Here is an 18258-nt window from a genome sequence, read left to right as displayed (position 1 = left end):
CGTGACGAATAACGGAATCACCCGCCGCGCACTGTTCGCAGGCGGCCTCGGGATCGCGGCCACGAGCCTCCTGGCCAGCTGCTCCACCGTGACCCGCTCCACCGACGTCACGGCGATCAACAAGGCGGTCGCACTGCCGGACTACGTCCCGTGGACCGGAGGGCCGGAACCCGTCCTGCCGAAGACGAGCGCGCTCATGCCGAGCGCGTTCCGACGGATCCCGGAGCGGCTCGTCCCGACCGCCCACAAGCCGGGGGACGGCTCGACCGTGCACGGCAGCGTCCCGACGAACTCGCCCGTCCCGCCGACCAAGGGCAGCAACCCGTACTGGCAGGGCCTCGACGAGCGGATGGGGATCGATCTCGACCTGACGATCACCCCGAACGCGGACTTCGGCAACAAGTTCGCCACGCAGGTCGCCGGCGACACGCTCGGCGACGTGTTCACGGTGTTCGGGTCGTTCCCGTACCTGCCGCAGTTCCTCGAGGCGAAGGCCCAGAACCTCACCGAACACCTCTCCGGCAGCGGCGTGCGGGACTTCCCGTACCTCGCGAACCTGCCGACGGCGTCCTGGCGCGGGACGGTGTTCTCCGGCGGCATCTACGCCGTGCCGGTGCCCCGCGGGCCGCTCACGTCGCAGGTGCTCTACCGGCGCCAGGACCTGTTCGAGGGGCTCGGCGTCGACCCGGCGTTCAGCAGCCTCGACGAGTTCGTCCAGCTCTGCCGCGAGGTCTCCGACCCGCACGCGAACCGCTGGGCCCTCGCCTCGGTGCCGACGAGCATCCTCGCGCCGATGCTCGACCTGCCGAACCAGTGGGAGCAGATCGGCGGCAAGCTCACCCACATGTACGAGCTCGACGCGTACCAGGACCTCCTCGACGTGTCGCGCCGCCTCATCGCCGAGGACCTCGTGCACCCGGACAGCATCACGGCCTACAACGGCAAGGTCTGGCTCGTGCAGGGCTCCGCGCTGATGCTGTCGGACACGTACAGCGCGATCCCCGGCATCGTCCAGCAGGCGACCCCCGGCAGCGGCTTCGACCTGACGACCGCGCCGTTCGTCGGTCCGTCCGGCGCGAAGGCCAAGCCGTGGCTCGGCGATCCGAACAACGCGATCACGGCGCTCGCCGCAGCGCCGGACGACCGCGTCCGCACCCTGCTCGAGGTCCTCAACTGGTGCGCGTCACCGTTCGGGACCGAAGCCTGGATGTACCGCAAGTTCGGCATCGAGGGACGGGACTACGAGATGCAGGACGGGTCGCCGACGCTCACGAAGACGGGCAACAGCGAGACGGCGCTCGGCGAGTTCCCGCTGCAGTACTTCACCGAGTGCCCGCTGCCGCTCTTCTACTCGGGCCGCCCCGGCATGACGGACACCGTCTACGAGTCCCTGGCGTCGTGGCTCGACGACGGGTTGCCGAACCCCACGTACGGGCTCTACTCGCCGACGAACTCCACGAAGGGCCCGGCGGTCGGCACGTACGCGTCCAACGCGATCAACGACATCCTGCTCGGCCGCGCTCCGGTCTCGTCCTGGAAGGGCGTGGTGCGCGCATGGCGCCGCCGTGGCGGCGACGCCATGCGCGCGGAGTACGAGGAGGCGCTGCAGGCGCGCGCCGCCTGATCGCGACGTGCGTGCCGTCGGACTGGAGGCTCGGGACGACTCCGCCCCGAGCCTCCAGTCCGGTGTCGGTCCGGTCGGTCGTCAGCCGGCGTGGCGGGCGGTCCACGCGCGGAACGGTGCGGTCGGGTCCGAGGCCCGCCCCTGCTCGGTGCGCAGCGTGCGGTCCTCGAGGGGCTTCGCGTACTCGTCGTAGAACGTCGCGAGGGTCATCAGGCGGTTGCCGTCCTCGTAGTGCTCACCCTCCTGCTCCCGCGTCGCGGCGAAGACCACGCGCCCGGGCTGGGCGTAGTACAGCGCACCGAGGCACATCGGGCACGGGTAGGCGGTGACGAAGACGTCGTACTCACCGAGGTCGGTGATCCCCTGCTCCGCCGCCGCCCGGATCGCCCGGATCTCGGCGTGCGCGGTCGGGTCACCGGTCTGCGCGACGTGGTTCACCGCCTCGACGACGACCTCGCCGTCCCGGACGATGAGGCACGCGAAGGGCTTGCCGCCGTCCTCCACGTTGTCGAGGGCGCTGCGGACGGCTCGTTCGGTGAGTGCGGTGTCGTTCATCGATCCAGCCTGCTCGTGCCGACTCCCCGCCCGGTGGGCGACCGGGGGACGCGGTGGGGACCGTCAGGACGCGAGCCAGGACGGGTCGGCGAGGAGGGCCTCGACGTCGGCGATCAGGCGGGTCGTGTGGAAGCCGTCCGCGGCCGCGTGGTGGACCTGGACCGAGAGCGGCATCAGCGTCCGGCCGTCGCGCTCGTGGTACCTGCCGATCGTGAAGATCGGGAGCAGGTGGTCCCAGCCGTCGCGCACCTGGATCGTGAAGCCCGAGAACGAGCGCCACGGCAGGCTCGAGACGTCGAAGAGGTTCGCCGGGCGGGGCTGTTGCGGGAACATCGTCGTCGCCGTCCGGTACGTCGCGAGTGCCTCGACCGCGGTGTCGTGGAACGTCCCGAAGTCCTCGTCGTACGGCACCCACACCGCACTGAACGTCTCACGCTCGGGGTTGAACACCGTGAACACCGGGTGCACGACGTCCCAGACGGCGGGGGAGCGGTCCGGCTGCAGCGTCATCCGGAACTCCCGGTGCCGGTTCACGGCGGTCGCGAGCGCCCAGATCTGCGCCGGGTAGGTCTTCCGGCCGGTGTCGCCGAGAGCGCCGACGAAGTCGGTGACGTCCACGTCGACGGTCATCGCGTATGTGCACGGCACAGCGTCGCGGTAGTGCTCGAAGTGCTCGCGTCGCGGCCATGTGTCGAGGTTGATCGGCGTCACTGCCGGGGTCATCGCGTCCATGGCACCACTCTGGCCCAGATCCCTAGGCTGGCGGGTATGCCGATCCTGCAGCGTCTCCCCGCCCTCCAAGCCGTCGACCTGCTCGCCGTGCCCGTGGCACAGGCGATCGCAGCGCTCCCGGCGGACCTCGCGAGTGGGATCGAGGCCGCTGCGATCGACCCGGAGCTGGCCGACACCGCCGCGTTCTCCGAGGCGTACGGGTTCCCGCTCACCGGCGGAGCGAACTGCATCGTCGTCACCGGCAAGCGCGGGAGCGACGTCACCTTCGCCGCGTGCATCGTGCTCGCGTCGACCCGGCTCGACGTCAACCGCACCGTCAAGCAGCTGCTCGGCGCTCGGAAGGCCAGCTTCGCGCCGATGGACGAGGCGGTTGCCCGCACCGGGATGGAGTACGGCGGGATCACCCCGATCGGGCTGCCCGCGGAGTGGCCCGTGTACGTGGACTCCCGGGTGTCGGGGGTCCCGGACGCGGTCATCGGTGCCGGGGTCCGCGGTGCGAAGCTGTTCCTCCCCGGCGCCGTGCTCGCCGCGCTGCCGCACGTCGAGGTGGTCGAGGGGCTCGCGAACCCCGTCGAGGCCTGACCGTGGCGGCGACCATCGCGCTGCTGAGCGGAGCCCCCGGGAGCGGCAAGAGCACGCTCGCCCGAGCGCTCGCTGTGGAACTCGGGTGGCCGCGGGTGCACCGAGACGAGCTGTACGCGGGGCTGATGGCCGGCGGGGCGATGTCGCGCGACGAGGTCGTCCCACACGGGATCCGGCTGTTCTGGACGGCGACGGCCGGGTACGCGGCGGCGGGGTGCAGCGTCATCGCCGATGCGACGCTCTACCGCGACCAGTCCGAAGCGGACGTGCGGGAGTTCCTGGCGCCGGTCGGGGCCGTACGCAACGTGCACTGCCGGTCGGACCTCGCGTACGAGCGGTTCGTCGCACGCGGTCACGGCGAGGCGCTGAACGCCCGTGTGGCCGGCAACCTGCCGCTGGTGGCCGACCCGCTGGACCTCGGGGTGCCGGTGCTCCAGGTCGACACGACCGACGGGTACGACCCGGTGCTCGCCGACGTCATCGCGTGGGTGACGGGACCCCCTGCGCGCTGAGCGCCAGCCGAAGTCGATACCGCTGGTACTTGTGTACCACCCCAGAATCTGGAATGTTAACGCCAGAACAAGGAGGGGTATGGGGAAGATCACCGCATACGCAGCTGGGGTGGCCATCTGTGCCGCATTCGTCGTCGGTTCGGCCACGCCGGCCAGCGCGGTGACGTCCGACGAGCGGGCGATGACCGTGCAAGGGATCGACGTCGAAGCGGCCCAGGCGGCCGGCGCGATCGTCCGCACGAGTACAGACGGCCGTGATGAGGTCACGCTGCCGTCCGGGCGGAGCCTCACCGTGGTTGACGGGCGTGTCCTGCCTGGCGAGGGACGGGGTACTTCCGTCGGGAACTGCGGAACATCGACCGTCTACGGCAACCGGACCACCCGGAAGTACAGCACCGGGTACGTCATCTCGCCGGCTTGGGGTGCCCCTGTGTCGCACACGTGGAGCGTCACTGTGTCGACCTCGAACTCGGTCCGGGCGTACAACAATTCCGGACTGGCGCCGATTTCTGCGTCGTGGAATTCGGGCTGGAAAGCGATCAGCCAAGCCGGAAGCATCAATTCGATGATGGCCTCGGGTAACGTGCTGACGTCCTGGGGGCTCATCTGCTCCTCAGGGAACCCGACCTGGAAGTGACGGAGCGCCGGGATGGTGGATGCCCGCCGGTACCTGCCATTCGAGGCAGACGACGTGGCGACAGCAGCGGAGCGCTTCGGTGCTCGCGTTGCCCTTCCGATGGACTGCCCGGGCTTCGAACTCGCAGGGGTCGGCTCGTACGGCGTCGATGAGACGATCGACTACGTCGACGTGTACGTCTTCGACCATGTCGCGAATGAGAAAAGCGACGATTGGCAGTGGGCACGAGTCCGCACCGAACGCCTCCTCGAGTCGGACAGCGTGGTCATGGCCTGCGAGCGGGCCGCGGAGGAGTTCATACAGGAGGTCCTCCGGGGCGACTCGATCGAAGAAGCGGTCATGCGCGCTGTCGAAGAGCAGACGGAGCGTGAACTCCTTCGCTGTGACAGGTCCGACGTCACCGTGGTGGTGGACGATCATCTCCTCAGCGGTGTGCGCATCGAGTGGTCCGATCCAGGGTCGGGGTTGGGCTATTGGTTCACAACGGTGGCAGGGCTCGACGCAGGGCACGCCGTCACGATCATCGGCCCTGCGGGGTGGAATCCGGGCTTGCGTGCGTGATCTCGCCCAACGGTGACGGGACCTCCTGCTGTACGAGCGCCTGCCGGGGGCCGCTGACTCCGGTGAAGTGGTGCGTCACCATGCCGACCTCGGCAGCCCCGGTGAGCTTTCGCTCCGAGTCGTCGGTGAAGAAGACCTCGGACCTGTCGATCAAGCCTACGAGTACCGGTCGAACAGGTCGAGGACGCGGGAACACGCGTCGTCGAACTGCTCGATCGTCCGGTGCTCGGCCAACCATGCGGGGTTGTTGACGCTGACGGCGACGAGGCAGGTGGTGAAGACCCCGTCGCCCGCGATCGTCAGGGCCTCGTCGGCGAGCACGGCTTCGGCCTCGGTCGAGTCCCACGTCGCGAGGGCACACTGGCGGAGCAGGTCGGCGAGGTCGCGGACACGGGTGCCTCGTCCGACGGTCTCGGTGTCGACGAATCGGATCCGCCCAGCCGGGTCCCGGAGGAGGTTCGCTGCGCTGAGGTCCCCGTGCACGACGTCGTCGACAGGCAGCGTCTCCGATCCGCGGGCACGGAGCATCTGGTCACCGCGATCGATGACCGCTCGCCCTTCGTTCGACCGGTTGGCCACGGCCGAACGCCAGGGGTGGCTCCGCCGCCGCGCGGTCGATGGTGGTGAGCGGCTCCCCGTCGACGAACTCCTGGACGACGTACGCGGTCCCGTCCGGCAGCCGCCCGGTCCGGAGCCAGGCTGCGGCGGGCCATCCACGGGAAACCGCGTCCCGCATCACCGGTTCGGCGTCGAGGAGCCGTGCCGTCTTCCAGGGCTCCGACTGCAGCGCGACGGCGAGTGGCAGACCGTCCGCGTCCTCCGCGAGGAGCGCGCCGCCCTGCTCCCCGCCCCGGAATGGGCGGACGAGCCGGAGTCGGATACCGGCGGCGGTGCCGACGGTCTCGATGACGTCGTGCACTCAGTCGTTCGGGACGATCAGGCAGAAGGGGTGGCCGGCGGGGTCGAGGTACACCCGGAACCCGTCGGACCCCTCGCCCGTGGCGGTCGCGCCGATCGCCAGGACCGCTGTTTCGCCCGCGTCCATGTCCTCGACCTTCACGTCGAGGTGGATCTGCTGCGGGACGACCTGGCCGGGCCACTCCGGCGCGCGGTAGTCGTCGACGTGCTGGAAGGCGAGGAGCGGGCGGCCGCCCTCGATCGGCAGGACCACCTCGGCCCAGTCGTCGTCGAACTGCACGATCTCGCCGCCGAGGACCTCGGCCCAGAACCGCGCGAGCGCCCGGGTGTCCGGGCAGTCGAGGACGATGACGTCGAGTGAGCCGATCACGAGTGCACCGAGGCCGCGATGATCGTGCTCGTGAAGAGCACCCAGTCGTTCAGGATGTGTGCGCCGGTGCTCACGGCGATGTTCTTCGTGCGGATGTACGCGAGCGTCAAGACGAGCCGTGCGACACCGATGACCAGGAAGGCCTGTGCGACGTTCCACCCGTACGTCGGCAGGTGCGCGGCCCCGAACCAGATCGCGGTCGCGAGCCAGGCGATGAGGATGCCCTGGGTGCGCGTGAGTCCGATGCGGTGGCACAGGGCCATGACCGCCAGGAACGGCAGGATCGTGAAGAGCTCCTCGCCCAGGAGTTGGATCGCCGTCCCGACGTAGAAGGCGATGAGCTGGGCCGCCCCGTGGATGCCGTCGGCCGCCGTGTTCGCGTTGCTGCCGAAGATCCCGTTGACGATGATCCCGACCGCGAACGAGACGATGAGGTTCGCGATCGCGAACAAGACCATGGCGCCGACGTCGCGGCCGGTCGTCCGCTGGAAGATCCGGGACCAGTGTCGCCGCGTGACGGCGATGAGGACCGCGAGCATGATCGCGGTGAAGAGGAACCGCGGGACGAGGGACTGGACGTTGTCCGCGGCGGGGTAGAAGCTCAGGACGGTGATCGCCGCGACGCAGGCGACGACGATCGCCACCCACTGCCACGCGCGGATCCCGATCGGATCACCGTCGTAGAACGGGAAGTCCCGTCCGTCCGCTCGCTCGATCGCCCTGCCGTACCGGTCCGCGCGTTCCACCATGGAGCCCCCTTGCCTCGGGGGAGAACCTACCGGTCAGGCAGCGGCGGCGGCCAGGGCCTTCGTGATGCGCTGCAGCGAGACCGTCTCGGCGGTCCCGAGCTCCTGCGCGAAGAGACTCAGACGGAACTCCTCGAGCATCCACCTGGCGTGCACGAGCTCCGGGTGCGCTCCGACCGCTGGCGGGAACGTCCCCCCGGCGTCCTCGTACCGGCCGGTCGCCGCCGAGACCTCACGCATCCAGGTGGCGTCCCTGCCCGGGTTCTGCAGGAGCTTCGTCACGCGGGCCTCGACGCCCTGCAGGTACACGCGGATCCGACGGAGGCGGTCGAGCCCGGCCACGGACACGAACCCGGGGAAGACGAGGCGTTCCAGCTGCTGCCGCATGTCGTTGAGCGCCGGCAGCAGGGACATGTTCGTCGCCTGCTTGAGCGCTCGCTCCGCGGACCGCTGGGCGGCGAGCACCGCGGCGACCTCGGACACGGCGGTGAACATCGTGTCGACGACGGATGCGGACACCGCGTCACGGACGGCCTCGAACTCGGCCTTCGTGAAGAGCAGTCCATCCGGGTGCGCTCGCCGGATGCCGGCGTCCACCACGGCCGCGAGCACGTCGTCGAAGAGCGCGTTCGTCGACGGGTACGGGCTGGCGGCGAGCGCGAGCTTCTCCTGCGAGGTGAGGTGCGACTGGATGTACGACACCGGTGACGGCACGGCGAGCATCACGAGTCGTCGGACGCCCGCCGGCATCTGCACGACGCGGTCGGACTGGTTCGCGAGCAGCTGCACGCCGACGGTCGCCTTCGGGCCGGAGCCCTCTTCGACGAGCGCCGGGTACGCACGGATCACCCCGCCCGCCTGCTTGGTGTCCAGGATCTCCGGCAGGTCCGTGTCGGGCCAGGCCACGAGCCCCGAACGCTCCACCTGACGGCCGGAGGACGCCTCGGCGACCCGCGCCGAGCCTCCTGCGCGACCCGGACGCTGTGTCGCGGCGGCGACGCTCTGCTGCGTCCGGTCCTTCAGCTTGGTCTGCAGCGCGGAGAGGTCCTTGCCGGCCTCGACGCGGCGGCCGCGTTCGTCGACGACCGCGTAGGTCGGCAACAGGTGTGCGGGCACGCGGGACATGTCGAAGTCGCGCTCGGAGACCTGCACGTAGGTCATGCGCTGGATCGTCTTCGCGAGGGTCGCGCGGAAGCTCTCCGTCGGGGTCGTCGGAGCATCGTCGGGGAGTTCCTCGACGATCTTCTCCGCCCAGTCGGCCGCGGGGACGACGTTCTTCCGGATCTGCTTCGGCAGCGCCTTGATGAGGGCGGTCACGAGTTCCTTGCGGAGGCCGCGGACCTGCCAGTCGAAGCCCTCCTCGCGCATGCGGGGGAGCAGCGCCAGCGGGACCTGGACGCTGACCCCGTCGTCCGCGGCACCGGGCTCGAACCGGTACTTGACCGCGAGGCGCTGGTCGCCTGACCGCCACTGCGTGGGGTACTCCTGCTCGTCCTGTGCGGCTTCGGCAGCGTCTTTGTCGAGGAGGTCCTCCCGCCGCATCGTCAGCAGCTCGGGCTCGTCCCGTCGGGTTCGTCGCCACCAGCCCTCGAAGTCGCGCGTCGTGGCGACCTCGGCGGGGATCCGGGCGTCGTAGAACTCGTAGACGGTCTCGTCGTCGAGCAGGATGTCGCGGCGGCGGGTGCGTTCCTCGAGCTGTTCGAGTTCCTTGCGGAGCTTGCGGTTCGCACGGTCGAACGCCTGTTGCGAATCCCACTCGCCCTCGACCAAGGCGTGCCGGATGAAGAGCTCCCGCGAGTGCACGGGGTCGATCCGGGCGTACTGCACGCGGCGGCGCTGCACGATCGGAACACCGAACAGCGTCACGCGCTCGTAGGCGACGACGGCGCCATGCTTCTTCTCCCAGTGCGGCTCGCCGTAGGTGCGCTTGAGGAGGTCGCCGGCGAGCTGCTCCGTCCACGCAGGGTCGATCCGCGCGGCGGTCCTCGCGAACAGTCGGCTCGTCTCGACGAGTTCGGCGGCCATCACGGCGTCCGGCTGCTTCTTCGCCAGGACGCTGCCCGGGAACAGCACGAACCGGGTGTTCCGTGATCCGAGGTAGTCGCGCTTCTCGCGGTCGCGCAGGCCGATCTGGCTGAGGAGCCCGGCCAACAGCGATCGGTGCACGGCGTCGGGGTCCTCCTTGCGCTCCTTGCCGACGTGGATCCCGACCTGCTTCGCCGCACGCGACAACTGCCGGTACAGGTCCTGCCACTCGCGGATGCGGAGGTAGTTCAGGAACTCGGCCTTGCACAGCCGCCGGAACGCACTCGACGACAGTTCGTCCTGCTTGTCCTCGATGTAGTTCCACAGGCCGAGCAGGGTGAGGAAGTCGCTCGTCGGGTCGGCGAAGCGCGCGTGCAGCTGATCGGCGTGCGCGCGCTTCTCGAGGGGGCGCTCCCGGGGGTCCTGGATGCTCAGCGCGGAGACGACCGCGATGACCTCTCGCCCGACACCCTGTCGACCGGCCTCGAGCACCATCCGTCCGAGCCGCGGGTCGATCGGCAGACGGGTCAGTTGCCGGCCCGACTTGGTGATCGCGCCGTCCTTGTCCACGGCGCGGAGTTCGCGGAGGAGGTCCAGGCCGTCCTTCACGCCACGGGAGTCCGGCGGCTGCAAGAACGGGAAGGACTCGATGTCGCCGAAACCGAGCGAGATCATCTGCAGGATGACCGCGGCCAGGTTCGTGCGGAGGATCTCGGGGTCGGTGAACTCGGGACGCCGCTCGAAGTCGTCCTCGGAGTACAGCCGGATCGCGATACCGGCGCTCGTGCGTCCCGCGCGGCCGGACCGCTGGTTCGCGCTGGCCTGGGAGATCGCCTCGATCGGGAGCCGCTGGACCTTCGCGCGGGGCGAGTACCGGGAGATGCGGGCGGTCCCGGTGTCGATGACGTACTTGATGCCGGGCACGGTCAGCGAGGTCTCGGCGACGTTCGTCGCGAGGACCACTCGCCGTCGGACACCCGGGGTCGCACTGCGCTGGAACACCCGGTGCTGGTCGGCGGCGGACAACCGGCCGTAGAGCGGAAGGACCTCGGTGCCGGGGTAGCGCTTGCCCTCGATCGCGTCCTGGGCGTCGCGGATCTCGTTCTCGCCGGACAGGAACACGAGGACGTCGCCCGGGTCTTCGCGTGCCAGCTCGTCGAGTGCATCGGTGATGCCGGTGAGTGCGTCGCGGTCGTCGGCACCGTTGCCGGCGTCCGCCGTTCGCGAATCGGTGTCGTCGTCCCCGTCGTCGTCCGGGTCCTCGGCGACGAGGGCGCGGTAGCGGATCTCCACCGGGTAGGTGCGCCCGGAGACCTCGATGATGGGGGCGTCGCCGAAGTGCTTCGAGAAGGACTCCGGGTCGATCGTCGCACTCGTGATGATGAGCTTGAGGTCGGGTCGGCGGGGGAGCAGCCGCTTGAGGTACCCGAGGAGGAAGTCGATCGTCAGCGAGCGCTCGTGCGCTTCGTCGATGATGATCGTGTCGTAGCGCTTCAGGTCGCGGTCGAAGTGGATCTCGTTCAGCAGGATCCCGTCGGTCATGAGCTTGACCCGGGTGTTCGCGCTGACCTTGTCGGTGAAGCGGACCTGGTACCCGACGAGGTCGCCGAGCTCGCCACCGAGTTCCTCGGAGACGCGCTCGGCGATGGTGCGCGCGGCGATGCGTCGGGGCTGGGTGTGCCCGATGTGCTCGCGCCCGAGCTCGAGGCAGATCTTCGGCAGCTGTGTCGTCTTGCCGGACCCCGTCGCACCGGCGACGATCACGACCTGGTTGTCGCGGATGGCGGCGGCGATGTCGTCCCGCCGCTGCGAGACCGGCAGCTCGGGCGGGTAGGTGATGACGGGCGGCGTGGGAGACATGAGCATTCCAGGATACCGTGCGAGCTCACACAGACGTGAGCTGGGCGGCGAGCTCGTCCGCGTTGCGGGCGGGCAGGGCGCACACACGGTCGTGGCAGACGTACGCTGCGGGGTCGAGCGTGTCGCGTGACTCGAGCAGCGCGAAGCCCGCGGCGGCCCATGCGCCCGCTTGTTCCGGCGTCACGAGGACCGTCACCGTGCCCGGACGCCGCTCGGTCAGTGCGGCCCGGCGCATCGCGCCCGCCGACCCCGCTGTACCGGGTGACGCCGGCGATCCCGGCGACGCCACGACGACGACCTCGCGCGACGGGCGCTGCAGTGCCAGCGCGACGCCGAGCGCGTCCGCGTGCCCGAGCGGTCGATCCACACCGGTCCGCGCGCGATCCGCGATGAGCGACGCCGCCGCCGTCCGGTAGTCCTCGACGCCGGTCAGTGCCGCGAGGGTCAGCGCCGCGTTCGCCAGCGCCACGGTGCCCGATCGCATCGCCGTCTGCGGCTGCTCCCCGGTCACGGTCCCGGAAGCGGCCAGCACCGGGTCGACGGTCAGCGTCCCCGCGAGCCCGTCGTCGACGAGGGTCCGCGCCGTCTCCGCGTAGGCGAGCTCGCCGGTGACCACCGCCAGTTCCAGGAGGCCCTCGGCGACGAGCCCGATGTCCTCGATCGTGGGCGGCGCGGACGAGGAACCCCGCGGGGTACTGGAACGCACCACGACGTGTCCGTCGCGCAGGTGCCCGGCGATCACGGCATCGGCGGCGGATCGTGCGAGGGCGATCATCTCGTCGTCCCCGTGCCGTGCGCCGGCGATCGCGAGACCGCGGATCGCCAGCCCGTTCCACCCGGTCAGCACCTGGTCGTCGAGGGGCGGTGGATCCAGCGCGACCCGGTCCGCGAGCGGGCGTCGGTACCACTCGCCCTCGACGCGGCGCCCGTCGATCGTGGACTCACTGTCCTGGGCCGCGACGAACGCGCCGTCCGGTCGGCGGAGCGTGTCGCGCAGGAAGTCCGCGATCCCCCGAGCCTGGTCCCGAGGTGCGATCGCCAACAGCCCCGCGTTGTCGTAGAGCATGCGCTCGTAGTGCGGCACGCCCCAGTCCCGCTGGGTCGCGTACCGGAACACCCCACCGTCGGCATCGGTCAGCTCCGAGGAGGCGATCACCCGGAGCGAGCGGTCGAGCAGGGGAGGCGCGGCTGCGACGCCGTCGGCCCCGGCATCGGCGAGGAACTCCAGGAGCGGTGCCGAGGGGAACTTCGGCGCGCCGCCGAAACCACCGTAGACGGTGTCCTCCGCCTGCAGCAGGGTGTCGACGACGCCGTGGACCGCGTGGACGGACGGGAGGCTCGGGTCGGCCCCGGCACCGTCGGCACCTTCCGGAGACGCCGCGTCCACGGCCCCCTGTCGGATGGCCCCGGCGAGTGCGGTCGCGTTGGCATCCACCTCTGCACGGCGGTCGCGCCAGGCGTCGACGACCGCGGCGAGCACCTGCCGGAACGACGGGTGACCACCGACGGGCGTCGGCGGGGAGTAGGTGCCCGCGAAGAAGACGTGGGCATCGGGGGTCATGAAGGCGGTCAACGGCCATCCGAGTTGTTCGGTGAACGCCGCGGCGGCCGCCATGGTGCTCGCGTCGACGTCCGGCCGTTCTTCACGGTCGACCTTCACGGCGACGAAGTCCCGCCGCAACAGCTCGGCGATCTCCGGGTCGGCGAAGCTCTCACGTGCCATGACGTGGCACCAGTGGCAGGTCGCGTAGCCGATCGACACCAGGACCGGGACGTCCCGTTCGCGCGCTTCCGCGAACGCCGCCGGACCCCACTCCCGCCAGTCCACCGGGTTGTCGGCGTGCAGTCGGAGGTAGGGGCTGACGGCGGTGCCGAGCCGGTTGTCGTTCATGTGTCCAGCCTGCACGGTCGGCGCTGAGCGGGACGGGCGGCGGGACTATCTGTGGACGGATGGTCCGTCTCCACAGGGTTCAGGCGGGAAGCCACCCGGTCAGGGACGCGAGCCGACGCGCCACGTCGGCTGGAGCCATGGCGTCCGTGTCGATCCGGGTGACCCGGCCTGGGGAAGCCGTGTCGAGCCTCCCGGCGGTCCGTGTCGAGTGCGCGAGCTGCGCCACCGGGAGCTCGCCGCCCGCCCGCCGCTGCAACCGGGACGCCGTCGTCTCGTCTGCGGCCCGGAGCAGTACGGCGACCACGACGGGGTCGTCGCCCATCGCAGCGGCCAGGCGGTCCGCCTCGAGGACGGACACGGTGTTCGTGTACACGAGACGGTGGTGACCGAGCGCGCGGTAGTTCGCCCACATCGCCGCGAGGTTGCGTTCCGCGAGCCTCGCCTCGGGGTGCTCGACGTGGGGCGCGGGGTGGGCGAGGTCGAGCGTGTCGCCCTCGATCACCGCGTGCCGGACGTCCGCTTCCGTGAGCAGGTCGTGCAGTGCCTCGGCAGCTGTCGACTTGCCGACACCGGACCGGCCGCCGATGAAGAGCACCTCGGAACGCGGCACGTCTCAGCCGCCGATCGAGAGGAGGACGAGTGCGGCGTCCTCCGGGCCGTAGTCGAACATCCGGTCCCAGAACGGGTCGGACGCCCACGGCACGTCGCCGTCGGCAGGGGTGCGGTGCGCCGTCTCGACGAGCCAGTCGAGTTCGGGCACGACCGCAGTGGCGAAGCGGGGCGGCTCCCATCCGAGCGACCTGGCCGCGGTGGTGTCGAGGACGAACGGCGACGGGGACGACCACGGGGTCACCCCGACGAACGCCGGTGCATCGGCGTCGAGCAGGACCTCGTCGAACCGGTGGTCGAGGTGGCCGGCGATCGTCCGGATGATCTCGAGCGCAGAGGGGGCCGTCTCGTCCCCGACGTTGAGGATCCGGCGGTCCGGGGCGTCCGCGACGAGCCGGACCAGCGAACCGACACCACTGGCCGCCGTCGTGTGGTCGATCCCGCGGCCGCCGTCGGCGAGGAGGACTCGCTCTCGGCCGTCGAGGACCCGGCGCACGACGAACCACTCGCGGGGACGGCCGACACCGACCCCGTAGACCTTCGACGGGCGGAGCACCGTGACGGGAGCACCGTGGTCGAGCAGCAGCTGTTCGGCTGCCACCTTCGCCGCGGCGTACCCGTCGCGACTCGTCGGGTCGGCGTCCGCAGCTGTCACCGTCGGCTGGAGTTCGGTGACCGGACCGCCGAACACAGGCTTGTCGAGCGAGTTCGCGTGGCGTCCCTGCTCGTCGACGTAGACCGCCTTCGACGAGACGAAGACGGTCGAGCCGACGTCGCCCAGGAACGGCAGGAGCTGCGCTGCGTCGTCGCGGGTGGCGCCGACGGTGTCCACGAGCAGGTCCGCACCGGGACGCAGGAGATCGCGGAGCACGGTCGAGTCGCGGCGGTCGCCGGGGACGAACGTCGCCCCGTCCTTCGTGAGCGTGTCCGCGATCGCACCACCCCGGCGTGCGACGACGTCGACCTGCCAGTCGTCACCGCCACGGCCGGAGGATTCGAGGAGCTCGCGCGCGACGGCGGAGCCGATCCCACCCGTTCCGCCGAGGATGACCGCACGTCTGGAGCTCATGACGGCAACGCTAGTGCCGCACGGGTGAGCTCACGACGCGAGTTCTGGTCTCAGGAGGCCAGTTCGGGTTCGCGGCGCCACCAGTCGGCGAGTGAGCCGTCGTACACCTGCACCCGGTCGTGTCCGAGCACGGTGAGCGCGAGGGCGTCGACGCACGCGGCGCTGCCCACTCCGCAGTACGTCACGATCTCGTCCGCGTCGAACACCGGAGCGAACGCGTCCGCAAGGGCAGCCGGCCGTCGCAGCGTGTTCGAGTCCTGGTCGACGATGCGCCGCAGGGTGATCGGGGTGGTGCCGGGGACGATCGGGGCGTGTCCGTCACCGAGGGCGGTCTCGTCCGCGGCCAGGACCAGCGCGGCCGGCTGCGTGCCGTCCACCGCGCGTTCGACCCGGTCGCGGTCGGCCCAGAGCGGCCGTTCCTCGCCCGCGAGGAACGTGTGCTGCGTGTCGGGGTCGTCCGCGCGGGAGGTCAGCGCGCCGACCCGGACCGGGCGTCCTTCGTCCCGCCACTTCACGAACCCGCCGTCGAGCACGGCGACGTCGTCGAACCCGAACGACCGGAAGATCCACCAGAGTCGTGCCGACCATTCGCCGACACTGTCGTCGTAGACCACGACGGTCGACGTGTTCGTGATGCCGAGTGCCCGGGCCGCCTGCTCGAACTGCTCGGATCCGGGGCGCGTGAACGGGAGGTCGGAGTCGGGTGCCGAGAAGTCGTGGACGAGGTCGGCGTAGCGGGCACCGGGCACGTGTCCGTGCTGTTCGTACGCGTCGCCGGCGGCGTGCCAGGTCGTCCCGAGGCCGACACCGGACGTGTGCACGGAGACGTCGAGGACGACGAGCTCATCGGCACCGAGGTGGTCGGCGAGCCACTGCGTGGAGACGAGTGGCGAGGTCAGGACGGGGGCCATGGCGCACACGATAATGCCCACCCCTGACGTGCGACAGGAAAACCGCAACAGTGCGCAATCGGGGCGCCGTGTACCCCTTCGGAACCGCGGAACGGACACGGCACCGCGAGAGTTCGCGGTGCTGTGTCCGTTCCGAGGTGCTGTGGCGCTGAGGTGCGGTGGCGCGGGCGGCGTCAGTGCGCGGCGGCCGGGATGCTGCCCGTCGCGTTGGCGCTGAGGTGCTCGAGCTTCGCCAGCCGTACGGACTGCCGGTTGATGAGCAGCCCGCTGGCGATCGCGACGATGACCAGCACGCCGGCCGAGATCGCGAAGGCGACGTGGTAGCCGTCGAGCGTGGCCTGCGCCTGCTGGAGCTTCGTCGGCGCCGCGGACAGCCCCGAGAGGCTGTTCTTGACGACGTCCGCGAAGATCGTCGACAGGAGCGCGGTCCCGATGGAGCCGCCGATCTGCTGCATGGTGTTCACCGTCGCCGACGCGACACCCGCGTCCGCACGGGCGACCCCGGTCGTCGCGGTGTTCATCGCGGAGGAGAAGATCGTGCCCATGCCGAGGCCGATGACGATGAGCGCCGGCAGGACCGTGCCCGCGTAGGAGCTGTCGAGGTCGGTGCGCAGCAGCAGGAGCAGACCGGTGGCGGCGACGAGCGCGCCGGCGAAGATCAGGAGCTTCGGGCCGACGCGGGGCAGGAGCCGCCCGCCGATCTGCGTCGCGGAGATCATGATCGACAGCGGCATCGGCAGGAACGCCAGGCCGGTCTGCAGCGCGGAGAACCCGAGGGTCTGCTCGAGGTAGTAGGTCAGGAACAGGAAGATCCCGAACATGCCGATCGCGACGAGGCCGATGGCGATGAACGAACCACCGCGGTCACGGTCGAGCACGACGCGCAGGGGGAGCAGCGGGTGCGCCACGCGGGTCTCGATGAACACGAAGGCCGCGATGAGCACGACACCGACCGCGAGCATGACGATCGTCAGCGGATCGTCCCAGCCGTTGGTCTCGGCGTTGGAGAAGCCGTAGACGACCCCGACCAGGCCGAGCGTGATCGTGAGGACGCCGGCGACGTCGATGCGCGGACGCTCGACCTTCGGTGGCTTCGCCATGAAGACCAGCGCGCCGATCACGCCGAGGACGGCGAAGACGACGTTGACGTAGAGGCACCAGCGCCACGACGCGTACTCGGTGAGCACGCCGCCGAGGAGCAGGCCGATCGCAGCACCCGAGCCGGCGATCGACCCGAAGATGCCGAACGCACGACCGCGCTCCTTCGGGTCGCGGAAGGTCGTGGTGAGCATGCCCAGCGCGGACGGGGCGAGCAGTGCGCCGAACGCACCCTGCAGTGCGCGGGCCGCGACGAGCAGACCGAACGAGTCCGCCAGCCCGCCAAGCACCGAGGCGACGGCGAAGCCGACGAGCCCGATGATGAAGGTGTTCTTGCGGCCGAAGAGGTCACCGAGTCGACCACCGAGCAGCAGCAAGGAGCCGAACGCCAGCGAGTACGCGGTGACGATCCACTGGCGCTGGTCGGTGCCGAAGCCGAGGTCCTGCTGCGCCGAGGGCAGCGCGATGTTCACGATGGTGGCGTCGAGCACCACCATGAGCTGCGCGAGGGCGATCACCGCGAGGGCGATCCAGCGGTGGTCCTTGCGGGGCGCGGGGCCCGCGGTCGTGGGCGCCGAGCCGGTGGGCGCGGGCGCAGTCTGTTCTGCCGTCACGGCAGGCCTCCTTGAGAAGGATGGAACGGAGTCGAAGCGCGCGCCGTCGAGCACTTCAGGTCGGGGAGGAGAAAGCGGATGCGAGGCATCCGGTTCGCACCAGTGTATGCCCAAACGGACGCGTTGCATCCGCTTATTCCCAGAAAGTTCAACTACGTTTGCGAGCGTGACCACGATCGACCAGCACGCGGAGCTCGAGCGGCCCCTCCGCGCCGACGCTGCCCGCAACCGCGAGCTGATCCTGCAGACCGCGCGCAAGTGCTTCGCGGAACGCGGGCTCTCGGTCACCCTCAACGACATCGCGCACGAAGCCGGGGTCGGCGTCGGGACGGTCTACCGCCGGTTCGCCGACAAGGACTCGCTCATCGAAGCGCTGCTCGCGACCAAGTTCGACGCGATGAACGCCGCCGCCGCGCGTGCTGCGGAGGAGATCGACCCGCGCGAGTCGCTCCGGCTGTACCTGATGGGTGTGTTCGAGTTCCGCGCCAGGGACCGCGCACTCGCCGACGCGATCGTCCGGGCAGGCAAGGGGCGCCCGTCGATCGTGCAGGAGCGCGACCGCCTCGAGACCCAGGTCGCCGAGATCATCCGCCGAGCGCACGACGCCGGCGTGGTGCGGGTCGGGTTCGACTACCGCGACCTCCCGATGCTCACGACCATGGTGGGTGCGGTCGCCGACGCAACCCGCGCACACGACCCGAACGCCTGGCGCCGCTACGCCGAGGTCCTGATCGAGGGCGTGCTGCCGCAGCACGTCGACGACCACCGGATGCTCGGCGAGCCGCTCGACCGCGAGTCGATCGAGCGCGCGCTGCACGCCCAGTCCTGACCCACCGGACCGGAGGCCCGTGGCGGGCCCGCACCGAGCCTCCCGTCCGGCCGGAACGCGACCAGAGCACGCAGCGCGACGCGCACGCAGCGCACAGCGCACGCAGCGCGCAGCG

Annotated in this window: 18 protein-coding genes; 6 read left to right on the top strand and 12 right to left on the bottom strand. The window is 70.4% G+C overall.

The annotated features are described in order from the left end of the window. Position 1: 1 nt before the first annotated feature. On the top strand, positions 2–1624 hold the full coding sequence (locus ACO0E1_RS01235) for a type 2 periplasmic-binding domain-containing protein (RefSeq protein ID WP_422872500.1): 1623 nt from the start codon (positions 2–4) through the stop codon (positions 1622–1624). A gap of 81 nt (positions 1625–1705) precedes the next feature. Here ACO0E1_RS01235 and ACO0E1_RS01230 read toward each other — a convergent pair whose 3' ends face one another. Continuing rightward, entirely contained in the window at positions 1706–2179 is a 474-nt protein-coding gene (locus ACO0E1_RS01230) for a nucleoside deaminase (protein WP_422872499.1), read from the bottom strand. A 63-nt stretch (positions 2180–2242) separates the two neighbouring features. Then, positions 2243–2911: a CatA-like O-acetyltransferase gene (locus ACO0E1_RS01225; RefSeq protein ID WP_422872498.1), complete on the bottom strand. Its 669-nt coding sequence runs from the start codon at positions 2909–2911 to the stop codon at positions 2243–2245. Between the two features lie 36 nt (positions 2912–2947). On the opposite strand from ACO0E1_RS01225, the gene ACO0E1_RS01220 reads away from it, so the two are divergent. The 4 genes from ACO0E1_RS01220 (at position 2948) to ACO0E1_RS01205 (ending at position 5203) form a co-directional block, all read left to right on the top strand. Further along, a complete protein-coding gene (locus tag ACO0E1_RS01220; protein WP_422872497.1) occupies positions 2948–3493 on the top strand; it encodes a YbaK/EbsC family protein in 546 nt (181 codons plus the stop codon). Positions 3494–3495: 2 nt separating this feature from the next. Beyond that, a complete protein-coding gene (locus ACO0E1_RS01215; RefSeq protein ID WP_422872496.1) occupies positions 3496–4005 on the top strand; it encodes a P-loop nucleotide/nucleoside kinase family protein in 510 nt (169 codons plus the stop codon). 79 nt (positions 4006–4084) lie between these two features. Continuing rightward, on the top strand, positions 4085–4642 hold the full coding sequence (locus ACO0E1_RS01210; RefSeq protein WP_422872495.1) for a hypothetical protein: 558 nt from the start codon (positions 4085–4087) through the stop codon (positions 4640–4642). A gap of 12 nt (positions 4643–4654) precedes the next feature. Further along, the gene (locus ACO0E1_RS01205) at positions 4655–5203 is read left to right on the top strand and encodes a hypothetical protein (protein ID WP_422872494.1); all 549 of its coding nucleotides are present in this window, start codon (positions 4655–4657) and stop codon (positions 5201–5203) included. A 156-nt stretch (positions 5204–5359) separates the two neighbouring features. On the opposite strand, the gene ACO0E1_RS01200 is transcribed toward ACO0E1_RS01205, so the two are convergent. The 10 genes from ACO0E1_RS01200 to ACO0E1_RS01155 all read right to left on the bottom strand — a co-directional run bounded on the left by ACO0E1_RS01200 (position 5360) and on the right by ACO0E1_RS01155 (position 17314). Next, entirely contained in the window at positions 5360–5731 is a 372-nt protein-coding gene (locus tag ACO0E1_RS01200) for a phosphotransferase family protein (RefSeq protein ID WP_422872493.1), read from the bottom strand. A gap of 4 nt (positions 5732–5735) precedes the next feature. Continuing rightward, the gene (locus tag ACO0E1_RS01195) at positions 5736–6122 is read right to left on the bottom strand and encodes a hypothetical protein (RefSeq protein ID WP_422872492.1); all 387 of its coding nucleotides are present in this window, start codon (positions 6120–6122) and stop codon (positions 5736–5738) included. Then, entirely contained in the window at positions 6123–6491 is a 369-nt protein-coding gene (locus ACO0E1_RS01190; RefSeq protein WP_422872491.1) for a VOC family protein, read from the bottom strand. Continuing rightward, positions 6488–7240: a CPBP family intramembrane glutamic endopeptidase gene (locus tag ACO0E1_RS01185; protein WP_422872490.1), complete on the bottom strand. Its 753-nt coding sequence runs from the start codon at positions 7238–7240 to the stop codon at positions 6488–6490. Before ACO0E1_RS01185 ends, ACO0E1_RS01190 begins: the two co-directional genes overlap by 4 nt. A gap of 33 nt (positions 7241–7273) precedes the next feature. Continuing rightward, complete coding sequence (gene hrpA / locus ACO0E1_RS01180; RefSeq protein ID WP_422872489.1) at positions 7274–11122, bottom strand: ATP-dependent RNA helicase HrpA; 3849 nt, start codon at positions 11120–11122, stop codon at positions 7274–7276. 25 nt (positions 11123–11147) lie between these two features. After that, entirely contained in the window at positions 11148–13013 is a 1866-nt protein-coding gene (locus tag ACO0E1_RS01175; protein ID WP_422872488.1) for a thioredoxin domain-containing protein, read from the bottom strand. 79 nt (positions 13014–13092) lie between these two features. Continuing rightward, positions 13093–13623: an AAA family ATPase gene (locus ACO0E1_RS01170; RefSeq protein WP_422872487.1), complete on the bottom strand. Its 531-nt coding sequence runs from the start codon at positions 13621–13623 to the stop codon at positions 13093–13095. A 3-nt stretch (positions 13624–13626) separates the two neighbouring features. After that, entirely contained in the window at positions 13627–14691 is a 1065-nt protein-coding gene (locus ACO0E1_RS01165; protein ID WP_422872486.1) for an NAD-dependent epimerase/dehydratase family protein, read from the bottom strand. A gap of 50 nt (positions 14692–14741) precedes the next feature. Then, the gene (locus ACO0E1_RS01160) at positions 14742–15602 is read right to left on the bottom strand and encodes a sulfurtransferase (RefSeq protein ID WP_422872485.1); all 861 of its coding nucleotides are present in this window, start codon (positions 15600–15602) and stop codon (positions 14742–14744) included. Positions 15603–15775: 173 nt separating this feature from the next. Continuing rightward, entirely contained in the window at positions 15776–17314 is a 1539-nt protein-coding gene (locus tag ACO0E1_RS01155) for an MFS transporter (RefSeq protein ID WP_422872484.1), read from the bottom strand. Between the two features lie 166 nt (positions 17315–17480). Here ACO0E1_RS01155 and ACO0E1_RS01150 point away from each other — a divergent pair, with 166 nt between their 5' ends. Beyond that, positions 17481–18143, top strand: a complete 663-nt coding sequence (locus tag ACO0E1_RS01150; RefSeq protein ID WP_422872483.1) for a TetR/AcrR family transcriptional regulator — start codon at positions 17481–17483, stop codon at positions 18141–18143. Positions 18144–18258 lie beyond the last annotated feature (115 nt).

Origin of the sequence: Curtobacterium guangdongense, from assembly GCF_049341845.1 — a bacterium.
In the GTDB taxonomy this organism is placed as follows: Bacteria; Actinomycetota; Actinomycetes; order Actinomycetales; family Microbacteriaceae; genus Curtobacterium; species Curtobacterium guangdongense.
Note: the sequence above shows the minus strand (reverse complement) of the source record. Positions and strands in the feature narration are given on the sequence as shown.